At 68.2% G+C, this 26,106-nt stretch carries 23 protein-coding genes; 9 read left to right on the top strand and 14 right to left on the bottom strand.

The features are described from left to right. Positions 1–7 precede the first annotated feature (7 nt). Genes QRN40_RS10095 through QRN40_RS10055 form a run of 9 tightly spaced genes read right to left on the bottom strand, consistent with a single transcriptional unit; the run spans position 8 to position 10,195 of the window. Positions 8–871, bottom strand: a complete 864-nt coding sequence (locus QRN40_RS10095; RefSeq protein WP_285115482.1) for an SMP-30/gluconolactonase/LRE family protein — start codon at positions 869–871, stop codon at positions 8–10. Further along, complete coding sequence (locus tag QRN40_RS10090; RefSeq protein WP_285115481.1) at positions 868–2,031, bottom strand: cellulase-like family protein; 1,164 nt, start codon at positions 2,029–2,031, stop codon at positions 868–870. The genes QRN40_RS10095 and QRN40_RS10090 overlap by 4 nt, the downstream gene beginning before the upstream one ends. Before the next feature lie 35 nt (positions 2,032–2,066). Next, positions 2,067–3,224 (bottom strand): galactonate dehydratase, encoded by a 1,158-nt coding sequence (gene dgoD / locus QRN40_RS10085; protein ID WP_285115479.1) that lies wholly within the window; start codon positions 3,222–3,224, stop codon positions 2,067–2,069. Next, positions 3,217–4,248, bottom strand: coding sequence for a zinc-dependent alcohol dehydrogenase (locus tag QRN40_RS10080; protein ID WP_285115478.1), 1,032 nt, complete (start codon positions 4,246–4,248; stop codon positions 3,217–3,219). The genes dgoD and QRN40_RS10080 overlap by 8 nt, the downstream gene beginning before the upstream one ends. Continuing rightward, positions 4,245–5,768, bottom strand: a complete 1,524-nt coding sequence (locus tag QRN40_RS10075) for an aldehyde dehydrogenase family protein (RefSeq protein ID WP_285115477.1) — start codon at positions 5,766–5,768, stop codon at positions 4,245–4,247. The genes QRN40_RS10080 and QRN40_RS10075 overlap by 4 nt, the downstream gene beginning before the upstream one ends. Beyond that, entirely contained in the window at positions 5,765–6,961 is a 1,197-nt protein-coding gene (locus tag QRN40_RS10070) for a fumarylacetoacetate hydrolase family protein (protein WP_285115476.1), read from the bottom strand. Before QRN40_RS10070 ends, QRN40_RS10075 begins: the two co-directional genes overlap by 4 nt. Continuing rightward, positions 6,958–8,001, bottom strand: coding sequence for a Gfo/Idh/MocA family protein (locus QRN40_RS10065; RefSeq protein ID WP_285115475.1), 1,044 nt, complete (start codon positions 7,999–8,001; stop codon positions 6,958–6,960). The genes QRN40_RS10070 and QRN40_RS10065 overlap by 4 nt, the downstream gene beginning before the upstream one ends. Continuing rightward, entirely contained in the window at positions 7,998–8,993 is a 996-nt protein-coding gene (locus QRN40_RS10060; protein ID WP_285115474.1) for a Gfo/Idh/MocA family protein, read from the bottom strand. Before QRN40_RS10060 ends, QRN40_RS10065 begins: the two co-directional genes overlap by 4 nt. Further along, positions 8,990–10,195, bottom strand: coding sequence for a Gfo/Idh/MocA family protein (locus QRN40_RS10055; RefSeq protein WP_285115473.1), 1,206 nt, complete (start codon positions 10,193–10,195; stop codon positions 8,990–8,992). The genes QRN40_RS10060 and QRN40_RS10055 overlap by 4 nt, the downstream gene beginning before the upstream one ends. A gap of 115 nt (positions 10,196–10,310) precedes the next feature. On the opposite strand from QRN40_RS10055, the gene QRN40_RS10050 reads away from it, so the two are divergent. Beyond that, entirely contained in the window at positions 10,311–11,318 is a 1,008-nt protein-coding gene (locus QRN40_RS10050) for a LacI family DNA-binding transcriptional regulator (protein WP_285115472.1), read from the top strand. A gap of 39 nt (positions 11,319–11,357) precedes the next feature. On the opposite strand, the gene QRN40_RS10045 is transcribed toward QRN40_RS10050, so the two are convergent. Beyond that, the gene (locus QRN40_RS10045; protein WP_285115471.1) at positions 11,358–12,284 is read right to left on the bottom strand and encodes a sugar phosphate isomerase/epimerase family protein; all 927 of its coding nucleotides are present in this window, start codon (positions 12,282–12,284) and stop codon (positions 11,358–11,360) included. A 98-nt stretch (positions 12,285–12,382) separates the two neighbouring features. Here QRN40_RS10045 and QRN40_RS10040 point away from each other — a divergent pair, with 98 nt between their 5' ends. From QRN40_RS10040 to QRN40_RS10030, 3 genes are all read left to right on the top strand, one after another. Further along, complete coding sequence (locus QRN40_RS10040; protein WP_285115470.1) at positions 12,383–13,795, top strand: MFS transporter; 1,413 nt, start codon at positions 12,383–12,385, stop codon at positions 13,793–13,795. A gap of 1,603 nt (positions 13,796–15,398) precedes the next feature. Further along, a complete protein-coding gene (locus QRN40_RS10035; protein WP_285115469.1) occupies positions 15,399–15,542 on the top strand; it encodes a hypothetical protein in 144 nt (47 codons plus the stop codon). A gap of 454 nt (positions 15,543–15,996) precedes the next feature. After that, positions 15,997–18,576, top strand: a complete 2,580-nt coding sequence (locus QRN40_RS10030) for an AAA family ATPase (RefSeq protein WP_285115468.1) — start codon at positions 15,997–15,999, stop codon at positions 18,574–18,576. A 13-nt stretch (positions 18,577–18,589) separates the two neighbouring features. On the opposite strand, the gene QRN40_RS10025 is transcribed toward QRN40_RS10030, so the two are convergent. Both QRN40_RS10025 and QRN40_RS10020 read right to left on the bottom strand, forming a co-directional pair. Continuing rightward, entirely contained in the window at positions 18,590–18,991 is a 402-nt protein-coding gene (locus QRN40_RS10025) for a hypothetical protein (protein WP_285115467.1), read from the bottom strand. A gap of 75 nt (positions 18,992–19,066) precedes the next feature. Then, entirely contained in the window at positions 19,067–19,930 is an 864-nt protein-coding gene (locus QRN40_RS10020; protein ID WP_285115466.1) for a hypothetical protein, read from the bottom strand. A 405-nt stretch (positions 19,931–20,335) separates the two neighbouring features. Here QRN40_RS10020 and QRN40_RS10015 point away from each other — a divergent pair, with 405 nt between their 5' ends. Continuing rightward, positions 20,336–20,590, top strand: a complete 255-nt coding sequence (locus QRN40_RS10015; RefSeq protein WP_285115465.1) for a hypothetical protein — start codon at positions 20,336–20,338, stop codon at positions 20,588–20,590. Positions 20,591–20,593: 3 nt separating this feature from the next. Here QRN40_RS10015 and QRN40_RS10010 read toward each other — a convergent pair whose 3' ends face one another. Both QRN40_RS10010 and QRN40_RS10005 read right to left on the bottom strand, forming a co-directional pair. Beyond that, entirely contained in the window at positions 20,594–21,526 is a 933-nt protein-coding gene (locus QRN40_RS10010) for a formylglycine-generating enzyme family protein (RefSeq protein ID WP_502878911.1), read from the bottom strand. Positions 21,527–21,629: 103 nt separating this feature from the next. Then, positions 21,630–22,496: a GTP-binding protein LepA gene (locus QRN40_RS10005; RefSeq protein WP_285115464.1), complete on the bottom strand. Its 867-nt coding sequence runs from the start codon at positions 22,494–22,496 to the stop codon at positions 21,630–21,632. Positions 22,497–22,587: 91 nt separating this feature from the next. On the opposite strand from QRN40_RS10005, the gene QRN40_RS10000 reads away from it, so the two are divergent. The 4 genes from QRN40_RS10000 to QRN40_RS09985 all read left to right on the top strand — a co-directional run bounded on the left by QRN40_RS10000 (position 22,588) and on the right by QRN40_RS09985 (position 26,095). Further along, the gene (locus QRN40_RS10000) at positions 22,588–23,013 is read left to right on the top strand and encodes a hypothetical protein (protein ID WP_285115463.1); all 426 of its coding nucleotides are present in this window, start codon (positions 22,588–22,590) and stop codon (positions 23,011–23,013) included. A 159-nt stretch (positions 23,014–23,172) separates the two neighbouring features. After that, positions 23,173–24,003, top strand: a complete 831-nt coding sequence (locus QRN40_RS09995) for an ABC transporter ATP-binding protein (protein WP_285115462.1) — start codon at positions 23,173–23,175, stop codon at positions 24,001–24,003. A gap of 10 nt (positions 24,004–24,013) precedes the next feature. Further along, a complete protein-coding gene (locus QRN40_RS09990; protein ID WP_285115461.1) occupies positions 24,014–24,874 on the top strand; it encodes an ABC transporter permease in 861 nt (286 codons plus the stop codon). Between the two features lie 108 nt (positions 24,875–24,982). Then, the gene (locus QRN40_RS09985; RefSeq protein WP_285115460.1) at positions 24,983–26,095 is read left to right on the top strand and encodes an ABC transporter substrate-binding protein; all 1,113 of its coding nucleotides are present in this window, start codon (positions 24,983–24,985) and stop codon (positions 26,093–26,095) included. Positions 26,096–26,106: the final 11 nt, after the last annotated feature.

The raw sequence follows: 26,106 nt of genomic DNA, 5'->3' as shown, positions 1-26,106 counted from the left end.
CCGCGGCTCAGCGCAGTTCGCCGCTCCACTCGTGGACCGGGGCGCCCTCGCCGGCGCCCGGGATGACGAACAGCGCGCCCGCGCTCTTCTCGGCCGCGGAGCCGAGAGCGTAACGGGAGGTGGTCGCAACGAGGCTGCCGGCGAGTTCCCCTGCGCCCACGAATGCGACGGCCGTCGGCTGCAGGACGGGGACGGGCACAACGGCATCCTCTCGTCCGTCGGGCCCGTACCTGCGCACTGTTCCGCCGCCGAAGAAGGCGACCCAGACGCCGCCGTCCGCGGCGACGGCGAGCCCGTCCGGGATGCCTGGGGCGTGGGAGACGTCGACCCAGGGGCGCCTCCCGGTCAGACCGTGTACTGGATCCCAGTCGAACCGGTCGACCCGGCGCAGGGTGCTGTCGATGTAGAACGCGCTGCCGTCCGGGGCGAACCCGAGGCCGTTGGAGATGGTGGCAGGGCAGACGGTGTGGATGCTGTCGCCCTCGACCGCCGCGAGGAAGCCGCGTCCCTCGGCTGCGTCGTTGTCCATCGTGCCGAGCAGCAGGGTGCCGTCCGGTGCGCAGGTGCCCTCGTTGCTGCGGATGCTGGCGTCGGCCCACAGTTCCGGGCCGGCCTGCAAAGGAGCCTCGAGGTCATCGGCGGTGGTCGCGCGCAGGCGCGCCCTGTCTGCCACCACCCAGCCGCCGCCACGGCGCGGACGGGTCATTGCGGCCACGTCCCCCGCCCGTCGCCGACGGACCGAACCGTCGGGCTGCAGCTCGAGGAGGTCGCCGGCGAGCATGTCCACCCAGCGGGGTCCCGCCCACCGGTCCGACCAGGCCGGCCCTTCTCCGTGTTCGCAGAGGGGTGCGGTGAGCTGCTCCGCTTTCATGGCTGCGGGTGGTTGCGGATCAGGTCCGTCATCGTCCGATGCCAGTCCACGTCCGCCCACAGTGCCGGGAAGTGCGGCTCGGTGAAGTTCGAGGTACACACGCCTTCCCAGCCGAGCGCGAGTGCCTTCGGCACGGCGTATTCGGCGACGGCCTTTACGTAGTCCCAGGCGTGCCGTCCGGACGGGGAGGTGAAATCGTCGAGCAGGATGTGCGACCAGCCTTCGGTGGTCCACAGCGGTCGCTGCTGCGTGTGCGCGAGCTGTGCCCATCGCGTCAGCTGCTCACCCAGCAGGCGGTGCCACCGCTCCGGATCGGGCCAGTAGACCTCGTCGAGGCTGTCGACCTGCTTCTGCCACGCTCCGGGGAACCCGTGCTCCTCCAGCGAGAAGTTCGTCAGGGCGGCGAACTCGGCGACGTTGCTGGAGAGCCAGATGTGCGTCTCGATCAAGTCCAGGTCGCGATAGTCGAGGTCGTAGACGGAGTCGGAGACCGGTGCGACCGAGACGGTGAAGCGGAGCTGCGGCCACCGTGACCGCAGTCCGTCGACTGCGGTGAAGTACTCGCGGATGCGCTCGCGCTGCTCCGCATTCCAGGTCCAGCCGCCTTCGACCGCCTGGCCGGGGATGCTGGGTTGTGTGTTCTCCGGGCGACCGAAGATTGCTTCGTGAGCTTCGGGGAGCCAGTCGTCCAGCGGGAACTCGTTGCAGAGGTCGACGTATTCGATGGCGTCGAGAAGGCCGCGGTCGTCGAGCACGGCGAGTGTCTCCTGCCACACCCGTGCGAGGTCGGCAGGGGTTCGGATCCCGAGCCGCCGGTGCTCGTCGTCGTCGTTGAACCAGCTGGAGAGGGCGACGGTGATCCCACGCTCTCGGCAGCCGGCGACGAAGACGGCGAGCGCACCGGCCGGATCCTCCACGACCACGTTGCCGCCGTGCGGCCCCCACATGAAGTGATCGGGCTGCGGATGGACGACGAACGTCGTGCTGGTGCGCCCCGTCCGATCGGCGGCGATGAGATGCGGGAATGCGTCGATCCGGACGCAGTCGTACCCGCGCTCCGCCAGTTCGTCGAGCACCCGCTCGGTGTCGGCGTACTCGCGCTGCTGCCCTTGCCGGCGCAATAGCCAGGAGAACTCCCACATGGTGACGGCCCGTGCCATCTCGTACCTTCTTTCGGGTTCTGGACGTCCGTGTTCTAAACGTCTCGGACGCTGCCGTCGGCCGCGTACGCTTCGCTGGGGACGGCGATGGGTTGCACCGGCCGGTCGAGGATGGCGTCGACATCGAGGTCGACGCCGAGGCCCGGCCGATCCGGAACGAGCAGGCGGTGTCCGTCGAGCGTCCACGGGTCGTCCACGATCTCCGCGGCGCGCGGGCCGTCGAGGCAGAGCTCGAGGATGTCGAAGTTCGGGATGGCCATGCCGACGTGCGCGGCGGCCGCGGTCGAGACCGGGCCGGCGGGATTATGCGGCGCGACCGTGGCCCGGTACACCTCGGCGAGCGCCGCGATCTTCACCACTTCGGTGATACCGCCGGCATGGCAGAGATCGGGCTGGACGACATCGACGAGCTGGCGTTCGAGCACCGGGCGGAACTCCCAGCGCGAGAACAGCCTCTCCCCGAGTGCGACAGAGATTCCGTGGCGGCGCGCGGCCTCCGCGACGGGTGCGACGAGTTCGGGCGCTTCCGGGGGGATGGGCTCCTCGATCCAGCGCGGACGGGAGGCGGCGGCGGTCTCGATCAGCCGGATCGCCTCGTCGGGGCGGGCCCGGCCGTGGTTGTCGATCAGGATTTCGACGTCGTCGCCGACCGCGTCGCGAAGGGTTCGGAGGCGTCTCTCGGCGCGCCGGAGGCGCTCGCGTTCTGGTGCGACGCTGTCCGCTACCCACGCTCCGGTCTTGAGTGTGCGGGCGCCGGCGGCGACCAGGGCTCTCGCTTCATCTGCGAGTTGCTCGGCGTCGTAGATCCCGACGTGGCGGTAGGTCTCGATCCACGATCGTGCCGGGCCGCCCAGCAGACGGTAGACGGGCACTCCGTGGAAGCGTCCGCGGATGTCCCACAACGCCTGGTCGATGGCGGAGAGCGCGGTTGTGAGCACCACGCCGCCGCGCCAGAAGCCGTGGCGGTTCGCGCGTTGCCACAGCGGCTCGGTGGCGAGGGCGTCGGCCCCGAGCAATCGTCTGCCGAGCTCGTGCACGGCGGACTCGACCGTGGACTCCCACAGTTCGGTGGACGCTTCGCCCCAGCCGTGCAGGCCGTCCGACGTGGAGACGCGGACGAAGAGCCAGTTGCGGACCCCGCCGAACGTCGAGAAGGTGTCGATCGCCGAGATCCGTGTGGTGGATTCAAGCACAGTCGACCAGCACCTTCAGCACTCCGAGATCCGCGCTGTCGAGGAGCCGGATCCCTCCGACGACGTCGTCGAGGGGGATGCGGTGGCTGATCAGGTCGGCGACCGGGACGCGGCCGCGCACGATGAGGTCGAGGGCCACGGCGCTGTCGTCGTCCCAGAGGTGGGCGGCGGAGCCGACGAGGTGCTTCTCCTTCAGGACGAGGTCGATGCGGTCGACCATCACCGGCTCGGGGGCGATCCCGAGGGCGACCGTGGTCCCTCCCCGGCGGGTGAGCCGGACCGCGAGCGGGAGTGCGGTGGGCGAGCCGCTCGCCTCCACGGCGACGTCGGCCTCGTCCTGGCTGCTCTCGGCTTCGGCCGGGGTGAGTCCGATGGCACCGTGGCGACGTGCGAGGTCGAGCCTGTCGGCGACCGGGTCGATCACCGTGACGCGGGCGGCCCCGAGGGCGGTCGCCACGCGCGCGACGAGCTGGCCGATCGTCCCGCCGCCGACGACTGCGACCGAGGCACCCGCGACCGATCCGGCCTTGGCGAGCGCTCGCACCGCCACCGAGGCCGGCTCGACCAGCGCGGCCTCCTCGGCGCTGACGCCGTCGGGAACGACCAGGCAGGTACGCGCACGCGCGGCCATGAACGTGGCCAGGCCGCCGTCCTCCGTCTGCCCGCGCACGGCGAGCTCGGGGCACAGCCCCTCCTGATGGCGCAGGCACCACCGGCATTCGCCGCAGCCGATCACCACATCCGGAACGACCCGGGTGCCGACCGGCGGCCCACTGCCGTCTTCGGCCGCGACGGCCACACGGCCGACGACCTCGTGTCCGAGCGCGATCGGCGCCAGGGTGTTACGTCGCGGATGGGGCCGGGCCACCGGGATGGTGATCGGTCCCTCCCGGTACTCCTCGAGATCTGTGCCGCAGATGCCGCACCATTCGACGCGGACGATCAGTTCGTCCGGAGCGGGCGTCGGTTCGGGCACCTCCTCCACGCGCACATCTCCGCGGGCGTGCCAGCGCGCGGCCTTCACGCGACGCGTCCGGCGACAGCGCTCAGCGCGGGCATCGTCAGCACGCCATCGACGCGACGCGGGATGTCCGCATCGCCGTCCCGCAGCTCGACGGGGAGCACGGACTGCGGCGCGTCCTGCCACGCGAACGGCCGCAGGAATCGGCGCACCGCCGTCACGCCCACGGAGGTGTGCTGCGTGTTCGTCGCCGGCCACGGACCACCGTGGTTCTGCGCCCACGACACGCGCACTCCGGTGGGGTAGCCATCGAAGACGAGGCGCCCCGAACTCGCCTGCACCCGGGCGATCAGCGTCCCGAGGGCGTCGCCGGGTTCGCTGTGGATGGTCGCCGTCAGCGAGGCGGGGATGCGTTCGAACGCGGCGATGAGGTCCGTCTCATCTCGGTAGCGGACGACGACGACCAAGGGGCCGAAGCACTCCTCCGCGTGTGCCTCCCGGAAGTCCGCCGCGTCGAGCTCGAGCAGAGCAGGGGCGACGCGATATCCCGGGTCGGAGGCCTCGGCTCCCGTGGCGATGACCGGTGCGCCCTCGGACAGGCGGGCGCGGATCTCGCCGTACGAGGCGGCGATGCGGGCATTCAGGAGCACGGCGGCCGGGCTCTGCCGGATGGAGTCGGCCAGCTCGCTGACCAGGGCATCCCCCGCAGTGTCGGCGGGGATGAAGGCGATCCCCGGCTTCGTGCAGAGCTGGCCACCGGACCCCGTGACGGAGCCGTGCAGGCCGCGCGCGATCTCGGCGCCGCGACGTCGGGCGGCGGCGGGCGTGACGATCAGCGGATTGATGCTGCTGAGCTCGCCGTAGAACGGGATCGGCTTGGGCCGCTCCGCGATGGCCGACTGCAGGGCCTCCGCGGCCCCCAGGGATCCGGTGAAGCCGACGGCTGCGATGTCGGGCGCCTGCACCAGGGCGCGGCCGGCCTCCTGACCGAACACGATGCCGACGGTTCCCTCGGGGAAGCCCGCGATCAGCACTGCTGCGCGCAGCACGCTGTGCGACAGCGCCGACGTCTGCGGGTGCGAGCTGTGCGCCTTCAGGACCACGGGGTCGCCGGCCGCGAGTGCGGACGCCGTGTCCCCGCCGAGCACCGAGAACGCGAACGGGAAGTTGCTCGACCCGAACACCGCGACCGGGCCGATCGGGATGAGCATCCGCCGGACATCCGGAGCGGGCCCGAGGGGTGTGGGCCCGGCATGGTCGATGGCGGCCTCAAGGAAGCCGCCCTCTCGGACGGCTTTCGCGAAGAGCCGGAATTGGAAGACGCTGCGACGCACCTCCCCCTCCAGCCGCTCTACGCCGAGCCCCGTTTCGCGCGCGGCGACGGCGACGAGATCGGCGGCGGACGCTTCGGCGGACTCTGCGATCGTCTCCAGCAGGTCCGCTCGGCGATGGCGATCCAACGCGGCCAGCTCACGGGCGGCTTGGGCCGCACGTGCGACCGTGCGCTCGACATCCTCTGCCGAGGACGGCGCGATGCCGGTGTCCTCCGCTTCGCCTGTTCTCGGATCGTGGCTGAGGATCATGACCGTCCTTCCGTTGCAGGGATCGGTGCGGCCGGCGCGGTGAGCTCGCGCGCGGCCAGGTTCTGGAACAGCGCCGCTAGGCCGAACGTCCACGGCGGACAGTCTTCGCTGTGCTCTACGCGGTTCGTGAGCGTGCCGAGCGCGGGCGACGAGATGCGCACGATGTCGCCCGGTTCGTGCGAGAACCCGAGCCCGGGGCCCTTCCGGTCGGCGGTCGGGGCGAACAGGGTGCCGAGCATCAACACGGCGCCGTCGGGGTACTGGTGATGAGCTCCCATGAGCTGACCGACCAGGTCGAGCGGGTCCCGGCTGATGAGGCTCATGTCGGACCAGCCCTCGAGTTCGAACCCGTCCTCACCGGTCACGTCGAGCCGGACCCGGGCCCGGCGCACGTCGTCGATGGCGAACTCGTCGTCGAACAGCCGCACGAACGGGCCGAGAGCGCAGGACGCGTTATTGTCCTTCGCTCGCGGCAGCAGGAGCGCCGACCGCCCTTCCACGTCCCGGAGGTTCACGTCGTTGGCCAGCGTCGCCCCGGCGGCGTGACCGCGGGAGTCGACGATGACCGCCACCTCCGGTTCGGGGTTGTTCCACTCCGACGATCTCAGCACGCCGATGTCGGAGCCGAATCCGACGGCGGACAGCGTGGCGGCCTTCGTGAAGATCTCCGCGTCGGGGCCGATCCCGACCTCGAGGTATTGGCTCCACCAGCCCTGTTCGATCAGGTACTTCTTCAGAACACCGGCGGCCTCCGAGCCGGGCGTGAGGCCGGCCAGGTCTTCGCCGATACGGCTGCTGAGCTCGCGTCGGATCGCGGCGGCCTCGGCGACATCGCCTCGGGCGCGTTCCTCGATGACCCGCTCGATCATCGACACGGCGAACGTCACGCCCGCGGCCTTGAGGACCTGGAGGTCGACGGGCGCGAGCAGCGAGGGCTGCGAAGGGTGTGCGGGCTCCGGACCGGTGTTGGCCGCGATGTCCTCGACGGTTCCGATGACCGTGCCTCGTGCGCTTTCCAGCGCGTCTGCGGCACAGCCGGTCTCGATGAGACTGCTGACCGTGGGGAAGTCGGCAGTCACATCCCGCAGCTCGCCCTCGCGGACGGCGACGACCGAGGGTCCGACGTCCGGTATCCACGCGCGTCCGACCAGGGTCGCGCGTTCCTGGTCCACCGGAAGGATGTCCACGCTCATCGGACCGGCTCCTTCGCTGCATCGAAGTCGACGCTCGCCTCGGCCCGGATCGCATCCATCAGTTCGAGGAACGTGATCGTGTCGTCGAGGGGCCGAACGGCCGACTCGGTGCGCCCGGACGCGATGTCGCGAGCGACGGCCGCCACCTCGAAGTGCAGTCCGGCGTGCCCGATGCGCGCCTCATCGAAGGCGGCGCGCACCCGTCCCTCCCGCGTGCGGAGGAGCACGCTGCCCGGCTGATAGAACGGGCCGGGAAGCTCAATGGAGCCCTGCGTGCCGAGGATTGTCGCGGCCGTCCCGCTGCCGGCGATGAGGGAGGTGTGCACGACCGCCATGCGTCCGCCCTCGTCCTGCACCAGTGCGCCGGTCTGGGCGTTGACTCCGAACCGGTTGCTCTCTCCCACCGCGTGGACGGCCACCGGACGGCCGGTCCAGCGGGCGGCCAGAGCGATGGGGTAGGTCCCCAGGTCGAGGAGGCTGCCGCCGGCCAGCGCCGGATCCATCGCCCTATGGTGGTCCGGGAGGTACTCGCCGTACTCGGCCAGCACCGTGCGCACGTCGCCGATCTCGCCGCCGTCGATGAGGCGGCGGACGACGTCGAAGCGCGGCAGGAAGAATGTCCAGAGCGCCTCCGCGCAGTACACCCCCGCCTCGCGGGCTCGTGCGGCGACCTCGCGCGCCTCCGCCGCGTCGAGGGCGAGCGGCTTCTCGATGAGGACGTGCTTGCCCGCTTCGATGGCAGCGATCGCCAGCTCTGCGTGCGACGGGTGCGGGGTGGCGATGTACACCACGTCGACGGACGGGTCGGCGAGGAGCGCGCTGACGTCCGGGTGCGCGGTGGGGACGCCGCGCTCGGCGGCGAACGCCCGTGCGCGTTCGTGACGCCTGGCCGCGACCGCGACTACGCGCTGACCCGTGTACGCGAGGAGCGCGTCGACGAAGCGCTCGGCGATCCACCCCGTCCCGATCACGCCCCAGCCGAGTGATGGGGCGTCGCGGGAGTCCGGAACGGTGGAGGTCAGCATCGGCACGCCGCTCATCGCGGCACGTCGACGGATCGGCGCTCGTGCATCGAGTCGATGACCGCCTGGGCGAGGACCGTCGCCGCACGGCCCGCGCGGGCGTCCGCGAGCGGGCTCGGCCGTTCGTCGCGGAGCGAGTCGACCCACGCCTGCACCTCGATGCGGTAGGCCTCAGCGAAGCGGCGGCGCCAATCGGCGCCGTAGCTCTCGGCGCGCCGCAGGTCGCCGGTGGTCGTCAGCCGGGCATCGTCGGTGGTGTGGATGGCCGCCGTTCCCGTGGTGCCGACGGCTTCGCAGCGGATGTCGTAGCCGTAGCGGGCGTTGAGGAACGTCTCGACGACAGCGAGGACCCCGCTCGCCGTGCGCAGAGTTACGACCTGCGGGTCGAGCAGCCCCTCCACGGCCGAGTCGGGCGCATCCCATCGCACCTCGACGACGGGCGAGTCCAGGAGCCACGGAACGATGTCCAGCTCGTGGATGGTCGAACCGGTGACGGCGCCTTCGCTCGTCGTTCCGGGAGCGCTCGTCACTCCGCGGCTCTCGCAGTTGAGCAGGACCGTTCGCCCGATCGACTGCTCGGCGATCGCGCGCTTGAGGGACACGTATGCGGGGTCGAACCGCCGCATGAAGCCGACGGACACCAACCCGCGGCCGAAGCGCTCCCTCGCGCGATCGTCGGCTGCGACGATCGCGTCGCAGGATGCGACATCGGGCGCGAGCGGCTTCTCGCAGAGCACCGGCTTGCCGGCGGCGATCGCGGCGAGGGTGAACTCCGCATGGCTTGCATCGGCGGATGCGACGACGACCGCATCCACGTCCTCCGCGGCGATCAGCTCGAGCGGCGACTCCGCCACGCGTGCGTTCCGCAGGCCGCCCGCGACGGATGCCGCGCGGGCGGCGTCGAGATCGGCCACGGCGGTCACCGTCGCGCCGGAGATGCGTCCATCGGCGATGGCGGCGTGGTCCGAGCCCATGATCCCGGCTCCGATGACGCCGACCCGGACCGTCATCGTGCCGCCTCCGCAATGGCGATGCGCTGCGCAACCGTGACGCGCGCACCGCTCTCGGAGCTCGCGGCGATCGCGTCCAGGACCTCCGCCGCCGCGACGGCATCGGCGAGGCCCGCGCCATCGGCGCCGGGAACACCGGCGACCGCCTGGAGGAAGCCCTCGGCCTCGATCACCTTGAGGTCGTCGTAGCTGAGGCTGAGCGCCGAGCCCGGCTGGAACGCTGCGGACGCGCCGTCACCCGGCCCCGTGAAGACCGTGGCCATCGGCAGGTCCTGCGCGTGCTCGCCTCCCGCCTGCAGGAGCTCGCCCATCCTGCGGAAATCCCACTCGAGGGCGCCGTGGGTCCCGTGGATGCGGAAGCCGTAGTCGTTCTGGTGCCCGACCGCGACGCGGCTGGCCTCGAGTGTGACCTTGGCGCCCGAGTCCAGAGTCAGCAGCGACGCCGACCAGTCCTCGTTCGCAACTGTGACGAGGTCGCCCTCCTCGGCGCGGACGTGGCCGGTCGTCGCGCCCGTCGGCCGACGCCGCTCGCCGATGAAGATCGCGCCTGCCGAGGTCACGTCGACGACCTCTCCGAGGAGGTAGCGGATGAGGTCCACGCCGTGAGCGGCCAGGTCCCCGACGACACCGTGTCCGGCCCGCTCGAGTTCGTAACGCCAGGTGAACGCGCCAGCAGGGTCGGCGGCGTAGTCCCCGAGCAGCCGGAAGGACGCATGCGTCGGAGTGCCGATCGCCCCCTCGGCGATGAGCCGCTTCGCGCGGCGGACCGCTGGAGCGTTGCGGTAGTTGAAGCCGACCCGGGCGGTGACGCCCGACTCCAACGCCGCGGCCTCGACCGCTCGCGCATCGGCAGCGTCCACGCCGACCGGCTTCTCAATCCAGATGTGCTTGCCCGCCCGCGCGAAGGCCTCGCCGATCTCGCGGTGCAGGAAGTTCGGGGCCGTGATGCTGACCGCATCGATGTCCAGTGCGTCGACGAGCGCGCGCCAGTCGGTGGCGGCGCGCTCGAATCCGAAGAGCGCTGCCGCTTCCTCCGCGCGACCGGGGACCTCGTCGGCCACGGCGGCGAGTCTCGGCCGGAGCGGAAGACCGGGGAAATGCTCCGAGACCCGGCGGTAGGCGAGCGTGTGCACCCGGCCCATCCATCCGAATCCGACGACGGCGACCCGTAGTTCGCCCGGGTTCGTGCGTTTGCTCTGCACTCGTTCTCCACTCCATCGTGCGTCCGGTTCTGCGGTCATTGGACCGGTCCAACGCTGTCAGCATGCCGCACCCGCGGCCGTCTGTCAACGCCGCATCCGCGGCTAGAGTTGCAGCATGGAGTCCCCGAACGCTCAGCCGACCATCCGCACGGTGGCCGCCCGCGCGGGGGTGTCGAAGTCGCTGGTCTCCCTGGTGCTTCAAGGGTCGCCGAAGGTCAGCCCGGAGCGTCGCGCAGCCGTGGAGGCCGCGATGGCGGACCTCGGCTACCAGCCGAGCCTGGTCGCCCAGAGTCTCAGCGCCCGCCGCACCGGGGTCTTCGGCGTAGTAATGAACGATCTGCGCAATCCGTGGTTCGTGAACTGCCTGGAGGGATTCGCCGGTGCCGCCGGCAAAGCCGGTTACCGGACGGTGCTCGCCGACGAACGGCTGGATGACGCCGGCGGGGGCCTCGTGGAGAGCGTCCTCCGGCTCCACGTCGACGGACTGGTGCTGATGGGCACGATGGACCCGTCCGCGGTCCTGCGAGACGCGGCGCGTCGGCGGCCGACAGTCGTCGCCGCCAGCCGGGACTTCGCCGGTGCCGGACTGGACGTGGTGGCGAACGACGACGTCGTGGGCACCCGGCTCGCCCTCACACATCTCTGGGAGCTCGGTCATCGGCGGATCGCCCACATCGACGGGGGTCGCGGGGCGATCCCCGCCATCCGCCGCGACACCTTTCGCGGCTTCCTCGCCGAGCGCGGGGTGCACGATCCCGCTGTGGAGGCCGGTGGCACGACAGAGGGCGACGGCTACGCGGCTGCACTGCGCCTACTCGCCATGGAGCAGCGGCCGACGGCGATCTTCGCGTTCAACGACGTGGTGGCGACGGGCGTGCTCGCCGCTGCGGGCGAGAGCGGGTTCACCGTCCCGCGGGACCTCTCCGTCGTCGGATACGACAACACGTCCCTCGCCGCGATGCGGCTGGTGAACCTCACGTCTGTCGACAACGCCAGCACCGCCGTCGGCGCCACCGCCGCCGAAGCGCTCGTCAGGCGGCTCGAGGAGCCCGAGGCCGACGGCCGGCTGACGCTGGTCGAGCCGACCCTCGTGGTGCGAGCGACCACCGCTCCTCTGCCGTGAGCGCGGCGCGGTCCGCCGACGAGTCGACCGCGCACCCGCTCAGAACCACGGACGCAGGACGTCTCGATTGCGCCGGTGCTCCTGCACGATCGCATTGAAGTCGTAGTGGTCGACCGCGAGCACATCCTGCTCTATTACGACCCATCCGGCATAGCCCGCGGCCACCAGACCGTCGAGGAAGCCGGCCACATCGAGGTCACCGTCGCCAAGCGGCACGAAGGTGCCGCCGCACCAGACCTCCACCATCCCACCTCCTGCCCCGACGATCGAGCGAAGGCGATCGCGGTCGACGTCCTTGAGGTGCACGTGGTTGATGCGCGAGCCCCAGCGGGCCCACGCCTCGGCCGGGTCTCCCCCGCCGATCAGCAGGTGCCCCGTGTCGAGAGTGAGGCCGATGTCGATGCGGTCGAGCAGCTCGTCGATCTCGTCTGGGGTCTCGACGAACGTGCCCGCGTGGTGGTGGAACGTGGGCTCCAGGCCCCTGTCACTCACCCGACGGGCGGCGTCCGCGAGATTGCGGCCGACCCGCTCCCAGCCGTGTGCATCCAAACCGTGGCCCTCACCGGCGCCCGGATGCGCGCGACGGTAGTCGTCGCCGGAGTCCGCGAGCGTCGGACGGGGCGCGATCGGCCCTGAGCCGGCCGCGGCGAAGACGTCGAGCGCCGCCTCGAGTTCGGGGACTGCAGCGGCGTATCGCGCGTCATCGCTCAAGGGCAGCTCGATCCAGCCACCCGCGAGGTGCAGGCCCGCCGCCCGGAGACGTGTGCCCAGGTCGCCGTCCTCGCCGACGCCGTCGAGGAAGCCCCGCGGCCCGAGGTCGACACCGTCATATCCGGTCTCAGCGAGGGCGGCCAGCACGGCGGCGCCGTTCGGGAGGGCGACGGGACTGTCCTGCGGCGTCAACTCGAAGACGCCGAAGCTGACCGGGGCACCGGCGACGGCGATGTCGGGGGTACGTTTATCCATCGTTGACCTCCTATGGTCTATGTGCTTACATCTTTACATACTTGTGCACTGACTCCGCCCCGGCGGGTCACACCCCGTCATGGCGGATCGCGGCGCTCATGACCCAGCCGAAGGGCTGGTCGCCCGCGGACGGAGACGCCATGCGACGCGACGAGCTCACAATGCTGACCACCCTTACCTGCGCGGTCTTCGTCATCCTGCTCAACGAGACGCTCACCGGCGTCTCACTGACCGTTATTGCCCACGAACTCGGCACCCACGTCGGCGACAGCCAGTGGGCGACCTCCGCGTACATGCTCACCCTCGCCGTCCTCCTTCCACTCACGGGCTCTCTCCTGAACAGGCACAGGACCCGCACCATCTTCCGCTGGTCGTGCGGACTCCTGGCCGTCGGAGTCGTCATCAGCGCGACAGCGCCGACAATCGCCTGGCTGGTTGCCGGCAGGGTCATCCAAGCGGCCGGAAGCGTGGCGGTCATCCCGATGCTCCTGACGACCATCTTGAGGACCTCGACCCCGGGCGGTCGCGGCCGCGCTCTGAGCATCGCCGGGCTGACCACCGCCGTCGCGCCGGCGCTCGGGCCGGCGGCCGCCGGCATGGTCCTGGCTCTCACCGGATGGCGGGGTCTCTTCCTCCTGCAGCTGCCGCTCTATCTCGGCCTGTTCATCGCGGCCCCTCTGCTCCGCCGCGACCTCCGCACGGGCCAGTCCGACGGCGGCTTTGATCTGCCGTCGATCGCGTTATCCGTTCCCGGATTCGGCGGAGTCGTCGTCGCCGCGGCCTCCGTCGGCGCTCCGGTCGGACTCCCCGCGCTCGCCTGCGGCCTGCTCGGGATCTCCGCCTTCGCGTGGCGTCAGCGCGCGCTCGGCCCCTCACGGGCGACGCTCGACCTCAGCACAATCCGACGCCGCGGGTTCGCGCCCTCAGCGCTCACCCTCGCCCTCGTACTCGTCGCACTGTTCGGTGCGTTCGCGCTCTTCCCGTTGCTTCTCCTGGGCACTGCGCATCTCACGCCGCTGCAAGCCGGTCTTCTGATGCTGCCCGGCGGCCTGCTGATGGGAGCGGTCGCACCATCGGCCGGTCGCGCGGCCGATCGCGGCCTGGGGCGGGTGGTCATCGTGTCGGCCCTCGTACTGCTGGCGTGCGGGCTGACCGGGTGCGCGGTCGCCGCGAACGAGAGCGCAGAATGGCCGGTCTGGTTCGGCCTCCATCTTCTGATCGGATTCGCATTCGGACTGCTGATGACGCCGCTCTACTCCCGGGCGCTCGCCCACGTTCCCGAGCCGCAGCACGCACACGCCAGCGCTCTCCTCGGGATCACGCAGCAGCTCGCCGCCGCCACCGGAACCGCCAGCGCGATCGCCCTTGCCGGCATAGGAGGTCGAGTGCCAGGTACCCCGGGAGCGGACGGCAGCGTGATCAGCCTCGCGGTAGGAGCGGCCATCGTCTTGGTGGCGACGGCTCTGGCGTACGTCGGCGGCGTGGGGCGGCGAATGCCGCCGTCTGCCTGACTAGCCGAACACTTTGCCTTCGAGCTAACTCAACGCATTGTCCACAACAATGCGTCCGCAACCCCAGCGTTACAAAAGACTCCGAGGTCGTGCCCTCGCAGTCTAGGCGCGCAGACAACACCTCAGACTTCCAATTGCTGAGAAGCCACTCCACGTCGGCTGTGGTGCCCGAGAGACGCTGTGAACTTGATCCGTTGCTCGCGGGCGATTTGGTTGACCCCAGAGGCGACAATGCGGACGCGAAAGCGAAAGACGGAAGATCCGGAAAGGGAAGGACGGCTAGACCCATAGAGAACTAGCAGATGAGCCGGATCGGTAAGAACGACCGGGAAACAGCAGTAGTAAACAGGCGACCAAAGGCAAATCCAAGAGGGATGCACGCAGGCACTTAAGTGACGGCTTCCCCCAGGGCCTGGTCTCCCTGCATACTTCCACACGTGCCTTTGCTCGAACCGTCGGCTGCCCTTAGCTCGTTTGAGTCGGCGCTCCGCGAGCTGATGTTGCACGCGTACAAGCAAGCCTGGGGCGACGGGTGGCTCGACCGGGTGTCAACAGAGCAACAGCGGGCGAAGTGGGATCAGCGCCGCGATGCAAGCCGAACCCGGACCCGCCGGGGCGTGGCGGATATTGAGCGGCCAGGCTTGGCCTGGTGCGAGTGCTACGAGCTGATCAACATTGTCGAACAGAACTGGGAGCCTGTGGCTGCAGCGTTGGGCGACCGCGCGAGCACGCTTCCCCTACTACGACGATTCGATGCTCTTCGAAACGACGTCGCTCACAGCCGTCCGCTAGTCCCTTTTGAGCGCGATCTGCTCTCTGGAATCGCGGGCGAGATAAGAAATCGGGTGACGCTTCTACATGAGTCGTGAAGCTAGTGCGGGAGAGATCTACCCCCGAATCGAGTCAGTCGTTGACAGCTTCGGAAACCAGAATCGCCCCGGACTCGATGCAGGGGCACAACAGTCGCTGGTGAGGGTCGACTCGATTCTCCATCCGGGTGATGTCGTGACGTTTGAATGCCTGGGATGGGATCCCGAGGATCGTCCTCTGATCTGGCGACTCGAGGGTCGCAGCGCGACACGTGGCGCAATCACGGCCGACGGAAGGTCTGGAGAGATCTCCCAACTGACGTGGAACGTGACAGTCGACGACGTTGCCGAGGGCACGTTCGCGCAGATTCGACTTGTCTCAGACGCTCCATACCACCGCAATGGCTACTACGACCAAGAAGTAAACCTCGCGTATAGGGTACGTCCGCCGCTTTAGGCCACGCCCTCTGAACGACAAACTCCGCAGCACTTGGCGCGGATCTTGAGGGCCTTTCCGTCGCCCGATCGTAGCTCCCCTCCCGGTGCTACGTGCCGGGCTTTCGCGGCGTATCCTCCCTCCGCTTCGCTCCAGTCCGGTACTCCACGGTCCCGGCACTGCGCCCCTCTCGCTTTCTATCACTCGCCGGAAAGGCACTCAAAAGCGATCGACCTGCGGAGTGAGCGAGATGCGGGTATTCATCATCGACACCGGAGAAATGGCTCCAAAACTGCAAGGCGGACTCCTAAGGGTGGAAGGACCCTGGACCCCGACTGCCGCGGAGAAGATGGAATGCGTGGAGACCGTCGGCCAGCACGTCATGGAGGGGTGGGCGATCGCCGCCGACCCGCACTCGCCCATCGGTTGGCTTGCAGCGCTCACCGCGGAGACCGCTTGCGTGCCCTTCGTCAATCTGAAGCGGCTCGGCGGCATCCGGTAGGGGCGAATTTCGCATTTGCGCGTCAAAACCTGCTGGGAAACACAACGTGTAGGTATGAGGGCATTCGTTCCGCAGGCCGTACCGCGCGGCAGCTCGCCGACGGGCTCGGTGGCGCACCGGATCAGGCTGGTCCCTGCCCGGCCGGGAGAGCGCGACTTGTCGGAAAAACCCGGGTGCGCGCCAAATGCGCGCCAAAACGCCCGGCGAACCGGAAGTAGTAAGTAGAGGGTCATTTCCGAACAAAGGACAAGACTGCCCGATTTCGGAAGTCCGAAACGACGTGTGAGGGAGGTGAGTGCGGGTGCGCGGTGGAGTAGCCCGGTGGAAGCGGGGACAGCAGTCCCACGGGGTCAAGCAAGCAGTCCAGTACGCCTTCTCCGGCGTCTGTGACGCCACCCTCACCGCTAAAACGGCTGACGGTGTCATTGCCGCCGCCGGCTACGCCGGCGCTCTGATGACCCGCTACATCGTCGAGAATGGTGCCGTCCGCGACGACCTGCTCACCGGAGACCAGCTCAAGGACTGGGTGGACGGACTCGACCCGCTGACCGGGGAACGTCGCGGACGCGACCTGGAGTCCCCCGTCGCGGACTTGATCTTGGATGCGACGATCAACGCCCCGAAGTCGTTCTCGATCGCCACCATGCTCGACCCCGACCTCGCCGCCGCGTACGAGGACCTGCAAGACCGGCTCCGCGACCGGATAGTGAAACTGTGGCAGTCCGAGCTCAACGCCCGCCGCGGCCAAGGTGGCAGCGTCCGCGAAGACCTCGCCCGCATCGAGATCGTCGAACTCCGCCACGAACGCTCCCGCTCCCTGGATCCACACAAGCACCGCCACCTCTGGCTCAACGTCAAAGTCCAAGGGCAAGACCGCAAATGGTCCAACATCGACACCCGGGTCGCGTTGCGGTTCCAGAACGTGATCAACGCCGAAGGCGACCTCGCCTCCCGCACCGACCCCACCTGGATCACCGCCCTCGCCGCGAAAGGGTTCACCCTCAACGCCGAGGGGGAGATCACCCAGCTGCAGCACCTGGTGCGGCCGCTGTCGAAGCGGTCCGCGCAGATCGAAGCCAACAAGACCATCCGCACGGTCTGGTGGAAGCAACAGCACTGCGGGCAGGAACCCTCCCGTGATGTGCTGAATCAGATCGACCGATGGGCCTGGGCCGCCGGCCGACCGAACAAACCTGGCAACCTGGACGAAGACGACTGGACCGAGCTCATCCGCCAAGAGATGAGGTCGGCGGACCCGACGATCAGTGAAACCCGTTCCCCCGCTCGTCTGGCTGCAGTCTCGATTGACGACCTGGATCTGGAGCTTCTGGCGGCCAGAGCAGTCGTTGATGCGGATACACGGTCAACAGGCACGGGCGGCCGATTCAGCGACATGGACATCCGGGCCGGCGCCATTCGCGCGATCGCGGCCTCTGGGGTTCTGGGCGAGCGCAGTGAGCTTGCGGCAACTATTGACGCGGTCTCAGAGGCTGCTACTCGCACCTACACGGTGACGTTGCTGAACGAGCCTGATATGCCGAAGCACGTCAAGCATCGGATGTCCATCGCAACGGTTGTCGTGAAGACCACTCTCGCGAACCGGATCGACGCGATGGCAGCACCCGGAGATGCCGTCTCAGCCCGCGAGATCACGGCGATCGCTCACGCGCTCGACCCGGAGCGCGTCCTCGATGGTGACCAGAGCGATGGTGCTGCCGCACTTGCCGGCACAGCCTCGATCGTCTCCGTCACCGGCGCCGCAGGAACGGGTAAGACCACCATGCTCAAGGTCGCCGGAGCCGCGCTTCGCCGGCACGGACACAACATGGTCATCGTCGCTCCGACCAAGAGGGCCTCGACAGTCGCCGGGAGGGAAACCAACAGCGCCGCTTCCTCCCTCCACCAGCTCCTCCATGACTACGGATGGCGGTGGACAGAGAGCACCTCTGGCAGCACAGTGTGGACGCGACTGCTCCCCGGAGCTGTCGACCCAACGACCGGAGCGGAGTATCGAGGCCCTCGAATCGCGATCCGACCGGGTGACCGGATCGTGGTCGATGAGGCCGGCATGCTCGATCTCGAAGCCGCAAACGCTCTTCTGGACGTCATCGAACGCACGCGAGCAACTATCGCGGTCGTTGGCGACGACTACCAAGCCCTCCCCGTCGGACACTCCGGCGCGATGGCCCTGTTCCGATCCGCAGCGTTCGTTGAAGTCGAACTGACGAACATCCACCGATTTCATGATCCCGATTGGGCTGATCTCACGTTGCGACTCCGCGACGCCGACGGCGCTGAAGAAGCACAGCGGCTCGCAGAGGAGCTGATCGACAAGGGGCACGTCGCTTCCGTCACCGCCGAGGGCGACGCCCGGCAGATCATGGTTGACGGATGGTTTGATGCCACCCTTCGCGGCCAGACGATTGCACTCGTCACCGCCACGCACGCCGAAGCCCAGCAGATCAACGACAGCATCCAGACACACCGCGTCGCGTCCGGCGCCCTCACCACCGACCGTCAAGTGCTCGGTCAGGCGAATCAGCCGTGCTTCGTGGGCGACGTCGTTCAGACTCGACGCAACGACAGAATCTCCGGAGTGGAGAACCGTCAAACCTGGATCATCAGGGCCATCACTAAAGATCACGTCCTCCTCGCCAGCGTTAGCGACTCGTCCCACCTGAGGAAGATCACCCACGAGTACGCCGGCTCCCACCTGCATCTCGGATACGCCAGCACCGTCTACGGCGTCCAAGGCGAAACCACCGAACGATCCATCGTCGGCCCTGGCGTCGATGCGGCAGGCCTCTACGTCGGACTCACCCGCGGACGAGGACGAAACGAAGCCATCGTCATCGCAGGAACCACCAGCACCGCAATCAGCGAGCTGGCCGACACTATGCAGCGTCAGCCCCGAGAAGAGACGCTCGAGAAGTCCCGGATCGCCGCCCGCCGCGAACTCGCCCGAGCATCCCGTAGCGACCCGACACGAGTCTCGTCCCCGGCCGAAGCGCCGTCGCCCTCGCATCGCTTCTGAGTTGGACGGCCGACTACGCCGTCCCCAGCCCTGAGACCAAGAGCGCAAGGCCGGGTCGACTACGACCCGCCAACGTCGCATCGACGGCGTGGTACCAGAGGATCGCCACGCCAAGCGCGTCAGCCTGCTCCTGAGCAACCGGTCGAACGCCCCCACGCACAAAGATCAACGCCTGCCGACCATCGGACGCTGCAAGCGTGGCAGCCTTCTCAACCGCATCGACATCGAGGTTCCCACGTCGGTTGTCGACCCAGGCAAGGTAGCGGGAACTGTAGAGGTCACAGAGCTGGCGGGCGGGATTTTGCGCCGCGACGGCGTCCACCGCACCCAGGTAGATCATCCATTCGCGGCACAACTCGACCGCTTCATCGGCGGAGACACCGAACGGCCTCGGCGCCGGAGGCTCCCGTTCCACCCCACCAGTCTGCCCGATACCACGGTCATCCGGCCCTAGCACCCATGCAGACCTCTAGGCCCGCTTTCGCTCCGCCTAACGCTGCTGAACGAGGCCCTCGGCAAACCAAGCAACGATTGTCGTCGCGGCATGGAAGGCCGACCGGGCTTCATCGAGTGCGACCTGACCATCGCGGTGGCGGTCCTCCTGGCCGTCCCAGATCGCCGACATCATGTCCACAAGGAAGGTTGCGTTGTTTCCCGCGTGGTCTGCGCGCTCGTCCAGAGGAATGGTCCACGGACGCGGCGCACGACGCATCACACCCAACATTGTCCCAAGGGTTGCGCCCGCGTTGTTGGGTTCGATGGTCTTATGCGCCGCCGTCTCGACAGCCTTCACCGACATCTTGTAGGCCTCGCCCGCATTCGGATTGAGTTGATAAGCCGCAGTGAACGCACGGTGCAGCAGTTGTCCAGCCGTACCGGCGAGGTCAATAGTCTGCGAAATCTGGTCAAGCACCCCTTCGGGCAGGCGCTCGCCAAGCCGCCATGCGCCGGCTTCCTCGTCGTATTGAAATTCCCACTTCGACGAGGCCAGCTCGAAGGCGTAATCAATATCTGGCGGATGCCCCTTATATGGATACTGGATGTACGCCAGCGCATCGGCAATACGTAGGAGCTCCAACTCGCTTAGCGAGCGCAGCCGTTGTTGGACGTCGTCCCCGTGAACAGTGACTCGTGCGGGCTGGCCGAGATCGATTCGAGTCAACGCCCGAACCCGGTGAGCGAGCTCCTCGTCCATATATCGACCAGCGGCGAAGTCGAACGGGAGGGTTAGAGCGGTGAAGATCCACCCTAGGAGCGGCTCCTTGAGCTCATCAGGTACTCCGTCGCGTAAGACGAGAAGCTGCTGGTACTGCTCGTTGCTATAGCCGAAGGGCCGGAATCGCGCATCGCTCACGCTGTGCACCCTAGCTCAGCGGATCCTCTCGTGCTTCGGACGCCGGTTTGCCGGACTCGACGCCCTCACCCGTTCGAACTAAAGGAAGCAATACGGCCAGAGGCCTATTACAAAGAACGGTTGAACGTTGCGTTCGAAAGTTCACAGAAGAAACGCTGCTCCTACGGCGTGACTACATATTGACTACAAACGCCCGAGATCCAATGCGATCTCACGTGATCTCAGAGCATCCACTTCCGCGGAAACTCAACGATCTGTCACTGTACGAGGGCCTGTGTCACGCCCTGACTTCGACTGAAAATCGAAAGGTCACCGGATCGACGCCGGTCGGAGCCACCAGAGAAAACCCCCGGTCCCAGGCGGAATCCGGGGGTTTTTTGTTTGGCTCCGTCCGCGACGGTGTACGTGATCCTGGGGTTCGACACCGTGCAGACGTCGACGTGGATGCTGAGCACGTGCGTGGCCGGATCGAAGCCGGCGCGCATTTGGAGCCGCATCGGGCGCCGGCCGCTGATCGCCGGCGGCAACGCCAATGGCGATGTGCGGATGCTGGACTTCCCCCGTCGCGGAGGCACGGGTCTTGCACTGCTGATCCACCACGATGACGACACCGGACGTGGAGACTGGTCCGAGGTCTTTCCGGCGGCTCCATCTGCATGAGTCTTAGGAGTCGCCGGAAGTCTCAGCGTCGCGCGCGCACCGGAACCCGATATGCGACATCCCCGTGTCCTCCGCCTGCGGCGAGCGAGCCGCCGGCCGGAAACGGAGGCAGTAGTCGGGAGAGCACAGATGCGAGCCGCCCTTGAGCACGCGCCGAGGGATCTCAGGGAACTCCGGCTGTGCACTCGCAGTCGCGAGAAGGTTCTGGCGCTTGCCGGCGTCCACCGGCTTGTCAGACAGGCGCAGATGCCGCGGCGTGTAGTAATCGGTCGTCCACTCCCAGACGTTGCCGACCATGTCGAAGAGGCCGTAACCGTTCGCAGGATACGAGCCCACCGGTGCGGTCCCCCCGACACCCTGATTGTCATACGGAAAACGTCCCAGCCAGGAATTGGCCTGCGCTTCGCCGCCGGGATAGATCTCCTCGCCCCATGCGAATCGCGCGCCCTCCAGCCCCCCGCGCGCCGCATACTCGTGCTCGGCCTCGGTGGGTAGCCGCAGCCCCGCCCAGGCTGCGTACGCCAGGGCGTCCTCGAACGCGATATGCACCACCGGATGCTGCATCCTGTCAGCGACAGACGAGCCCGGCCCGAACGGCGCGCGCCAGAAAGCGCCCGGCGTCCACGCCCACCAGTTGCGCCATTCATTCAGATCGACCGGACCGGCCGACGGGGTGAACACCATCGCACCAGGGACGAGAACGGCCGGATCAGCGCCGGGAAACGCGGCCGGGTCGAGCTCACGCTCGGCAACGGTCACGTAGCCGGTTGAATCGACGAACTCGGCATACTGCTCGTTGGTGACCTCGTAGCGATCCATCCAGAACGAACCGACTTCACGCTCGTGCACAGGTCGTTCGTCCGGGTAGAACTCGTCCGACCCCATCAGAAATGCGCCACCGTCAAGCAGCACCATGTCCCGAGTCCGCGTGCTCATGCTCCTCACCCTAGCTCGCGGCCCCTCCCTCGGAGAGGGCCCGTGAGAGGCGACGATTCGGCCACATGTGCGCTGAGCACCGCGCGAGCCCGACGAGCCGGCTTCAGGCGTTGAACCCGCGTTCCCGGTAGAGGTCGACGCTCTCCTTGAGCGCTTTGAGCACGTAGGGCGGGAACTCCATGCCGCTGTGCTGCGCCCAGAGCAGCTGCGCCTCGATCCGGCCGACCTCGCGCGCGTACTTCTCGAGGTCGTCGGCGAACCCGAGCACGCTCGCGACGCCACCCATCTGGGCGCGGTAGCGGTCTTGGCCGTTCGTGCCGACGAGGTTGTACGTCTTCTCCCTCAGGATGCGCGCGAGGTAGAGCTGCCACGGCTTGAGCTCGCCGCTCTGCACCAGTTGCGTCGCGCTCATCCGGTAGAACGCGAAGTGGCCCGGCTCCTGCCTGCGGATCGGGCTGATGATCGTCTCGGCGATCGCGGGCTCGCCGAGGTCCAGCATCCCGTCGTAGAGGACGTTGTACGCCAGCACCGCCTGCCGTTCGGTACTCGCGCCGGTCAGGTAGTAGAGCAGCCGCGCGATGTCCTGGATCGAAGAGAAGTGAGCGAGGGCGCCCATGATCTTGATCTTGAACGAGACGGCGAGCTCCGGTTGGGCCGCGGGACGGCCGAGATCCTGCTGCAGACGGTCGAGGATCAGTCCGTGCTGGATCTCCTGCGGCTGCCACACGTCGGCGTAGAACATGCGGTCGACTTCGTGCACGTCCGGCAGCAGGACGAGCAGCTCGAGCACGTTCCGGTCGACTTCGAGCTCCACCCGCGCGAGGTAGTCGATGACGTGGCCGTAGCGATCGGCGACGGCCGCCGGTGCGCGGACGTCACGGTCGACAGAGTCGAGAGCGATCGGCGGATGCTGCTCCCCGAGCCGTTGGACGTGCTCGAGGATCCTCTGCGGAGAGATGCGATCTGCCATCACGTCCATCATGGACCGACATCGTCCCCGTGTCAGGCTTCGCTCGTCGCGACGAAACCTGACGGAAATCCCGACTGCCTACCCTGACGACATGGCAGGGGCAGACGCGTCCGGAGCGGGCGAGTGGAACCGGTTCGCCGAGGGCTCGGTCGAACGGCGGATGCTGTCCGCGTTGAGCGACCGTGTCGGCACCGCGCTCCGCCCTCGCCAGCTGATGGTCGCGGACGGGGTGCGGGTCGAGGTCGAGGGGATGGACGCGGCCGGCACGATCGTCGTCCAGCTGGTGGCCAACCAGGGCGCGTACAAGCCGGCCTTCCGCAACAAGGTGCTGGCCGACATGCTCAAGGTCATCTGGCTGCGGCAGGTGTTCGCGGACGTGGCACGCGCCGCGCTGGTCGTGACCACGGTGACCGCTCAGGCGCTGGGCGGATGGGTGTCGACGGCGGCCGCCGACCTGGGCGTCGAGGTCTGGGTGCTCGACGGCGACGACGTCGTGCCGCTGCCCCACCAGAGTTAACATGCGCGCAATATCCCGGTGCGACTTCGCGAAACACGGCCTTACTACGGTGGTGAATCAACAAGCGGACTCCGCGCGGCAGACATCGAACTCGCCGCGCACGCTCTCCGCCATCTGGGAACGGGCCTGACGGGTTCGTGCACGGCATGGAGGGTGTGGATGGTGACGCCAGCGGTACAACTGACCTCGGTGGGCAAGGCCTACGGATACGGTTCCTCGGCGATGATCGCGCTGAAGGACGTCGGTCTGTCGATCGAGCCGGGACGGTTCGTCAGCCTGATCGGGCCGAGCGGATGCGGCAAGTCGACGCTCCTGCGCATCGTCGCCGGCCTCGAGACCGCCGATCGCGGTGAGGTGCGCGTCCACGACGTGACGCCGAGCGAGGCGGGCGCGGCGAAGCTCATCGGGCTCGTGCCGCAGACGCCGGCGCTGCTGCCGTGGCTGACGGTGCTGAAGAACGTCAGCCTGCCGCAGAAGATCAATCCGGGCGCGGCCAAGCGACGGCAGCGCATCGGCGACTTCGCCGACCGCGGCGACCGCATGCCGGCCCCGGACATGCTCGAGCTGCTCGACCGCGCCGGCCTCGCGGACGCAGCCCACAAGCTCCCCGCCCAGCTTTCCGGGGGCATGCAGCAGCGCGCGGCCATTGTGCGCGCGTTCGGCCTGCAGCCCGATGTTCTGCTGATGGACGAGCCGTTCTCCGCGCTCGACGAGTTCACGCGCGAGAGCCTCCAGGACCAGCTCCTCGATCTGTGGGACGAGTTGAAGACGACCGTCCTGTTCGTGACGCACTCGGTGTCCGAGGCCGTGCGCATGTCCGACACGGTCGTCGTGATGGCGCCGCGACCGGGACGGATCGTCGACGTGATCGACATCGACCTGCCGCGTCCGCGCAACCAGAAGCTGTTCGAGGAGCGTCGCTTCCACGAATACGAAGACCTGATCAGGGACCGCCTGCACTCCGCATGGCGATCGACGGATGCGGCCTAGGGAGGCAGCGATGAGCGTCGCAACAGAACGAGCAACCGTGTCGCCCCCTCTGCAGGAGGACGTCCCCGCCGAGCCTTCGCGGTTCAGCCTCAAGCATCCCAAGTCCCGCATCGCCTGGATCCACCCGGCCGTGTGGCTGCCGCTCATCGCCATGCTCGCCGTCCTCGGCGGCCTCTGGCAGTGGGGCGCGGCCTCCATGCCGTACCTGCTCCCGCCGCTGCAGGCGATCGGCGACTCCCTGGGCGGCAACCTCGGGTACTACCTCGGCAACGCCCTGATCACTCTGGGCGAGGCGACGGCCGGACTGGCCATCGGCTTCGTCGCCGCCTTCGTGATCGCGGTGCTGATCAGCGAGCTCCCGCTGGCGCGGAGGGCAATCATGCCGATCGCCGTGGTGCTGAACGTCACGCCGTTGGTGGCGATCGCCCCCGCGCTCGTCGTCGCTTTCGGGTTCGGACCGCTGCCCAAGCTCATCATCACGGCGCTGATCTGCTTCTTCCCCATCCTCATCAACACCGCGGTCGGTCTGCGCTCCGTCCCGCAGCAGGTCATGCAGGTGTACAAGACGATGGATGCCTCGCGGCTGGAGATGCTCGTCCACCTGCGCATCCCCAACGCGCTCCCCTACATCTTCGCGGCCCTGCGCATCGTCTTCCCGCTCTCGATCATCGGCGCCGTGGTCGCAGAGCTCTCCGCGTCCGGTTCGACGGGCGGTCTCGGGACGGTCATCAGCGTCGCGTCGTCGATGAACCAGCTCGCCGTCGTCTACTCGGCCATCTTCGTCCTGGCCGTCATGGGCGTCCTCCTGCTCGGCGTCATCACGTTGATCGAGCGTCGTGCCCTGCATTGGCACGAGAGCTCCACCGACTGACCGCGGCCGTCGCGCCTCTCCGCCCCCACACCCTGTCGCCGCCCGGCGACGAGGCCCACCCCTGCCATCGCGCAGCCCTGCACCACCCCATCCCCGAAGGAGTGACCCATGCAGCACCGTCTCATCAAGGCCGGGCTCGCGTCCCTCACCGCCGTCGTCCTGACGCTCGGTGTGGCCGCTTGCAGTTCCGGATCGTCCACCGGCTCCGCATCGTCGGGAACCGCCATCTCGTCCAAGCGCTGCGAGCAGAACAAGGCGGCCGGCCCGATCACGTACCTCTCCGGCTACCAGTTCCAGTCCTCCGCCTCGATCCTGGAGTACATCGCCGCCAGCAAGCTCGGCTACTTCTCCGACCTGTGCCTGAACGTGTCGCTCAAGCCGGGAAGCGGCGACACCGCCCAGAACACGAAGCTGCTCGCGAGCGGGCAGGCGACCGTCTCGGCCATCGCGCAGCAGGACCTGATCCAGGCGCGCGCCAACGGCATCGACATCGAGGGCATCTCGTCCTACTCGAACGCGGGCCTCGACATCCTGATGACCAACCCGGGCATCACCGACCTCACGCAGCTTGACGGACAGGTCGTCGGCCACAAGGGCTACGTCCCCGCGTCGGTGGAGGCGATGATGGTCAAGGCCGGCGTCGCCTGGGACTCGCTGAAGCTGGTCAAGGAGGGCTATGACCCCTCGGTGCTGCCCCGCAAGCAGGACGGCCTCGCGGCGCTGACCGGCTTCATCTCCAACGAGCCCAACCAGCTCAAGGCGGCCGGCGACAAGGTGACGGTCTGGCAGCCGGTCACGTACGGCATCCCGAGCTCCCTCGGCGCGATGGCCGTCAACCCGGCGTTCGCGAAGGCGCACCCGACGGCGGTGCAGGACATCCTGCGCGCCGCCCTGCACGCCTACGACTACTGCACCGCGAGCGACGCGAACATCGAGGAGTGCGTCGGCTTCGCCGCGGACCTGTCCGGCGGCGCCACCTACGACAAGAAGCTCAACGCGACCATCTGGAAGACCGAGACGCAGGTCGTGGCCGACAACCCCACCCCCGACCAGCCGCTCGGAGGCATGGACCCGAAGAACGTCACGAAGCTCGTCGACATGCTGCACCAGTTCCAGATCGTCCCCGACTCCGTGACCGGTGACACGGCGGCGAAGTGGTTCGACAACTCCTACATCGAAGCCATCTACACGGGCGACACGCTCATCTGGCCCGCCCCGTAAGACGACACCGA

It is taken from the genome of Leifsonia sp. fls2-241-R2A-40a (assembly GCF_030209575.1).
In the GTDB taxonomy this organism is placed as follows: Bacteria; Actinomycetota; Actinomycetes; order Actinomycetales; family Microbacteriaceae; genus Leifsonia.
This window is presented reverse-complemented; position numbering and strand designations above follow the sequence as displayed.

Coding starts and splice junctions, on each gene's coding strand:
- QRN40_RS10095 (WP_285115482.1), bottom strand. CDS start 871: ATGAAAGCGGAGCAGCTCACCGCACCCCTCTGCGAACACGGAGAAGGG.
- QRN40_RS10090 (WP_285115481.1), bottom strand. CDS start 2,031: ATGGCACGGGCCGTCACCATGTGGGAGTTCTCCTGGCTATTGCGCCGG.
- QRN40_RS10075 (WP_285115477.1), bottom strand. CDS start 5,768: ATGATCCTCAGCCACGATCCGAGAACAGGCGAAGCGGAGGACACCGGC.
- QRN40_RS10070 (WP_285115476.1), bottom strand. CDS start 6,961: ATGAGCGTGGACATCCTTCCGGTGGACCAGGAACGCGCGACCCTGGTC.
- QRN40_RS10065 (WP_285115475.1), bottom strand. CDS start 8,001: ATGAGCGGCGTGCCGATGCTGACCTCCACCGTTCCGGACTCCCGCGAC.
- QRN40_RS10060 (WP_285115474.1), bottom strand. CDS start 8,993: ATGACGGTCCGGGTCGGCGTCATCGGAGCCGGGATCATGGGCTCGGAC.
- QRN40_RS10050 (WP_285115472.1), top strand. CDS start 10,311: ATGGAGTCCCCGAACGCTCAGCCGACCATCCGCACGGTGGCCGCCCGC.
- QRN40_RS10045 (WP_285115471.1), bottom strand. CDS start 12,284: ATGGATAAACGTACCCCCGACATCGCCGTCGCCGGTGCCCCGGTCAGC.
- QRN40_RS10040 (WP_285115470.1), top strand. CDS start 12,383: ATGACCCAGCCGAAGGGCTGGTCGCCCGCGGACGGAGACGCCATGCGA.
- QRN40_RS10030 (WP_285115468.1), top strand. CDS start 15,997: ATGACCCGCTACATCGTCGAGAATGGTGCCGTCCGCGACGACCTGCTC.
- QRN40_RS10010 (WP_502878911.1), bottom strand. CDS start 21,526: ATGAGCACGCGGACTCGGGACATGGTGCTGCTTGACGGTGGCGCATTT.
- QRN40_RS10005 (WP_285115464.1), bottom strand. CDS start 22,496: ATGGCAGATCGCATCTCTCCGCAGAGGATCCTCGAGCACGTCCAACGG.
- QRN40_RS10000 (WP_285115463.1), top strand. CDS start 22,588: ATGGCAGGGGCAGACGCGTCCGGAGCGGGCGAGTGGAACCGGTTCGCC.
- QRN40_RS09995 (WP_285115462.1), top strand. CDS start 23,173: ATGGTGACGCCAGCGGTACAACTGACCTCGGTGGGCAAGGCCTACGGA.
- QRN40_RS09990 (WP_285115461.1), top strand. CDS start 24,014: ATGAGCGTCGCAACAGAACGAGCAACCGTGTCGCCCCCTCTGCAGGAG.
- QRN40_RS09985 (WP_285115460.1), top strand. CDS start 24,983: ATGCAGCACCGTCTCATCAAGGCCGGGCTCGCGTCCCTCACCGCCGTC.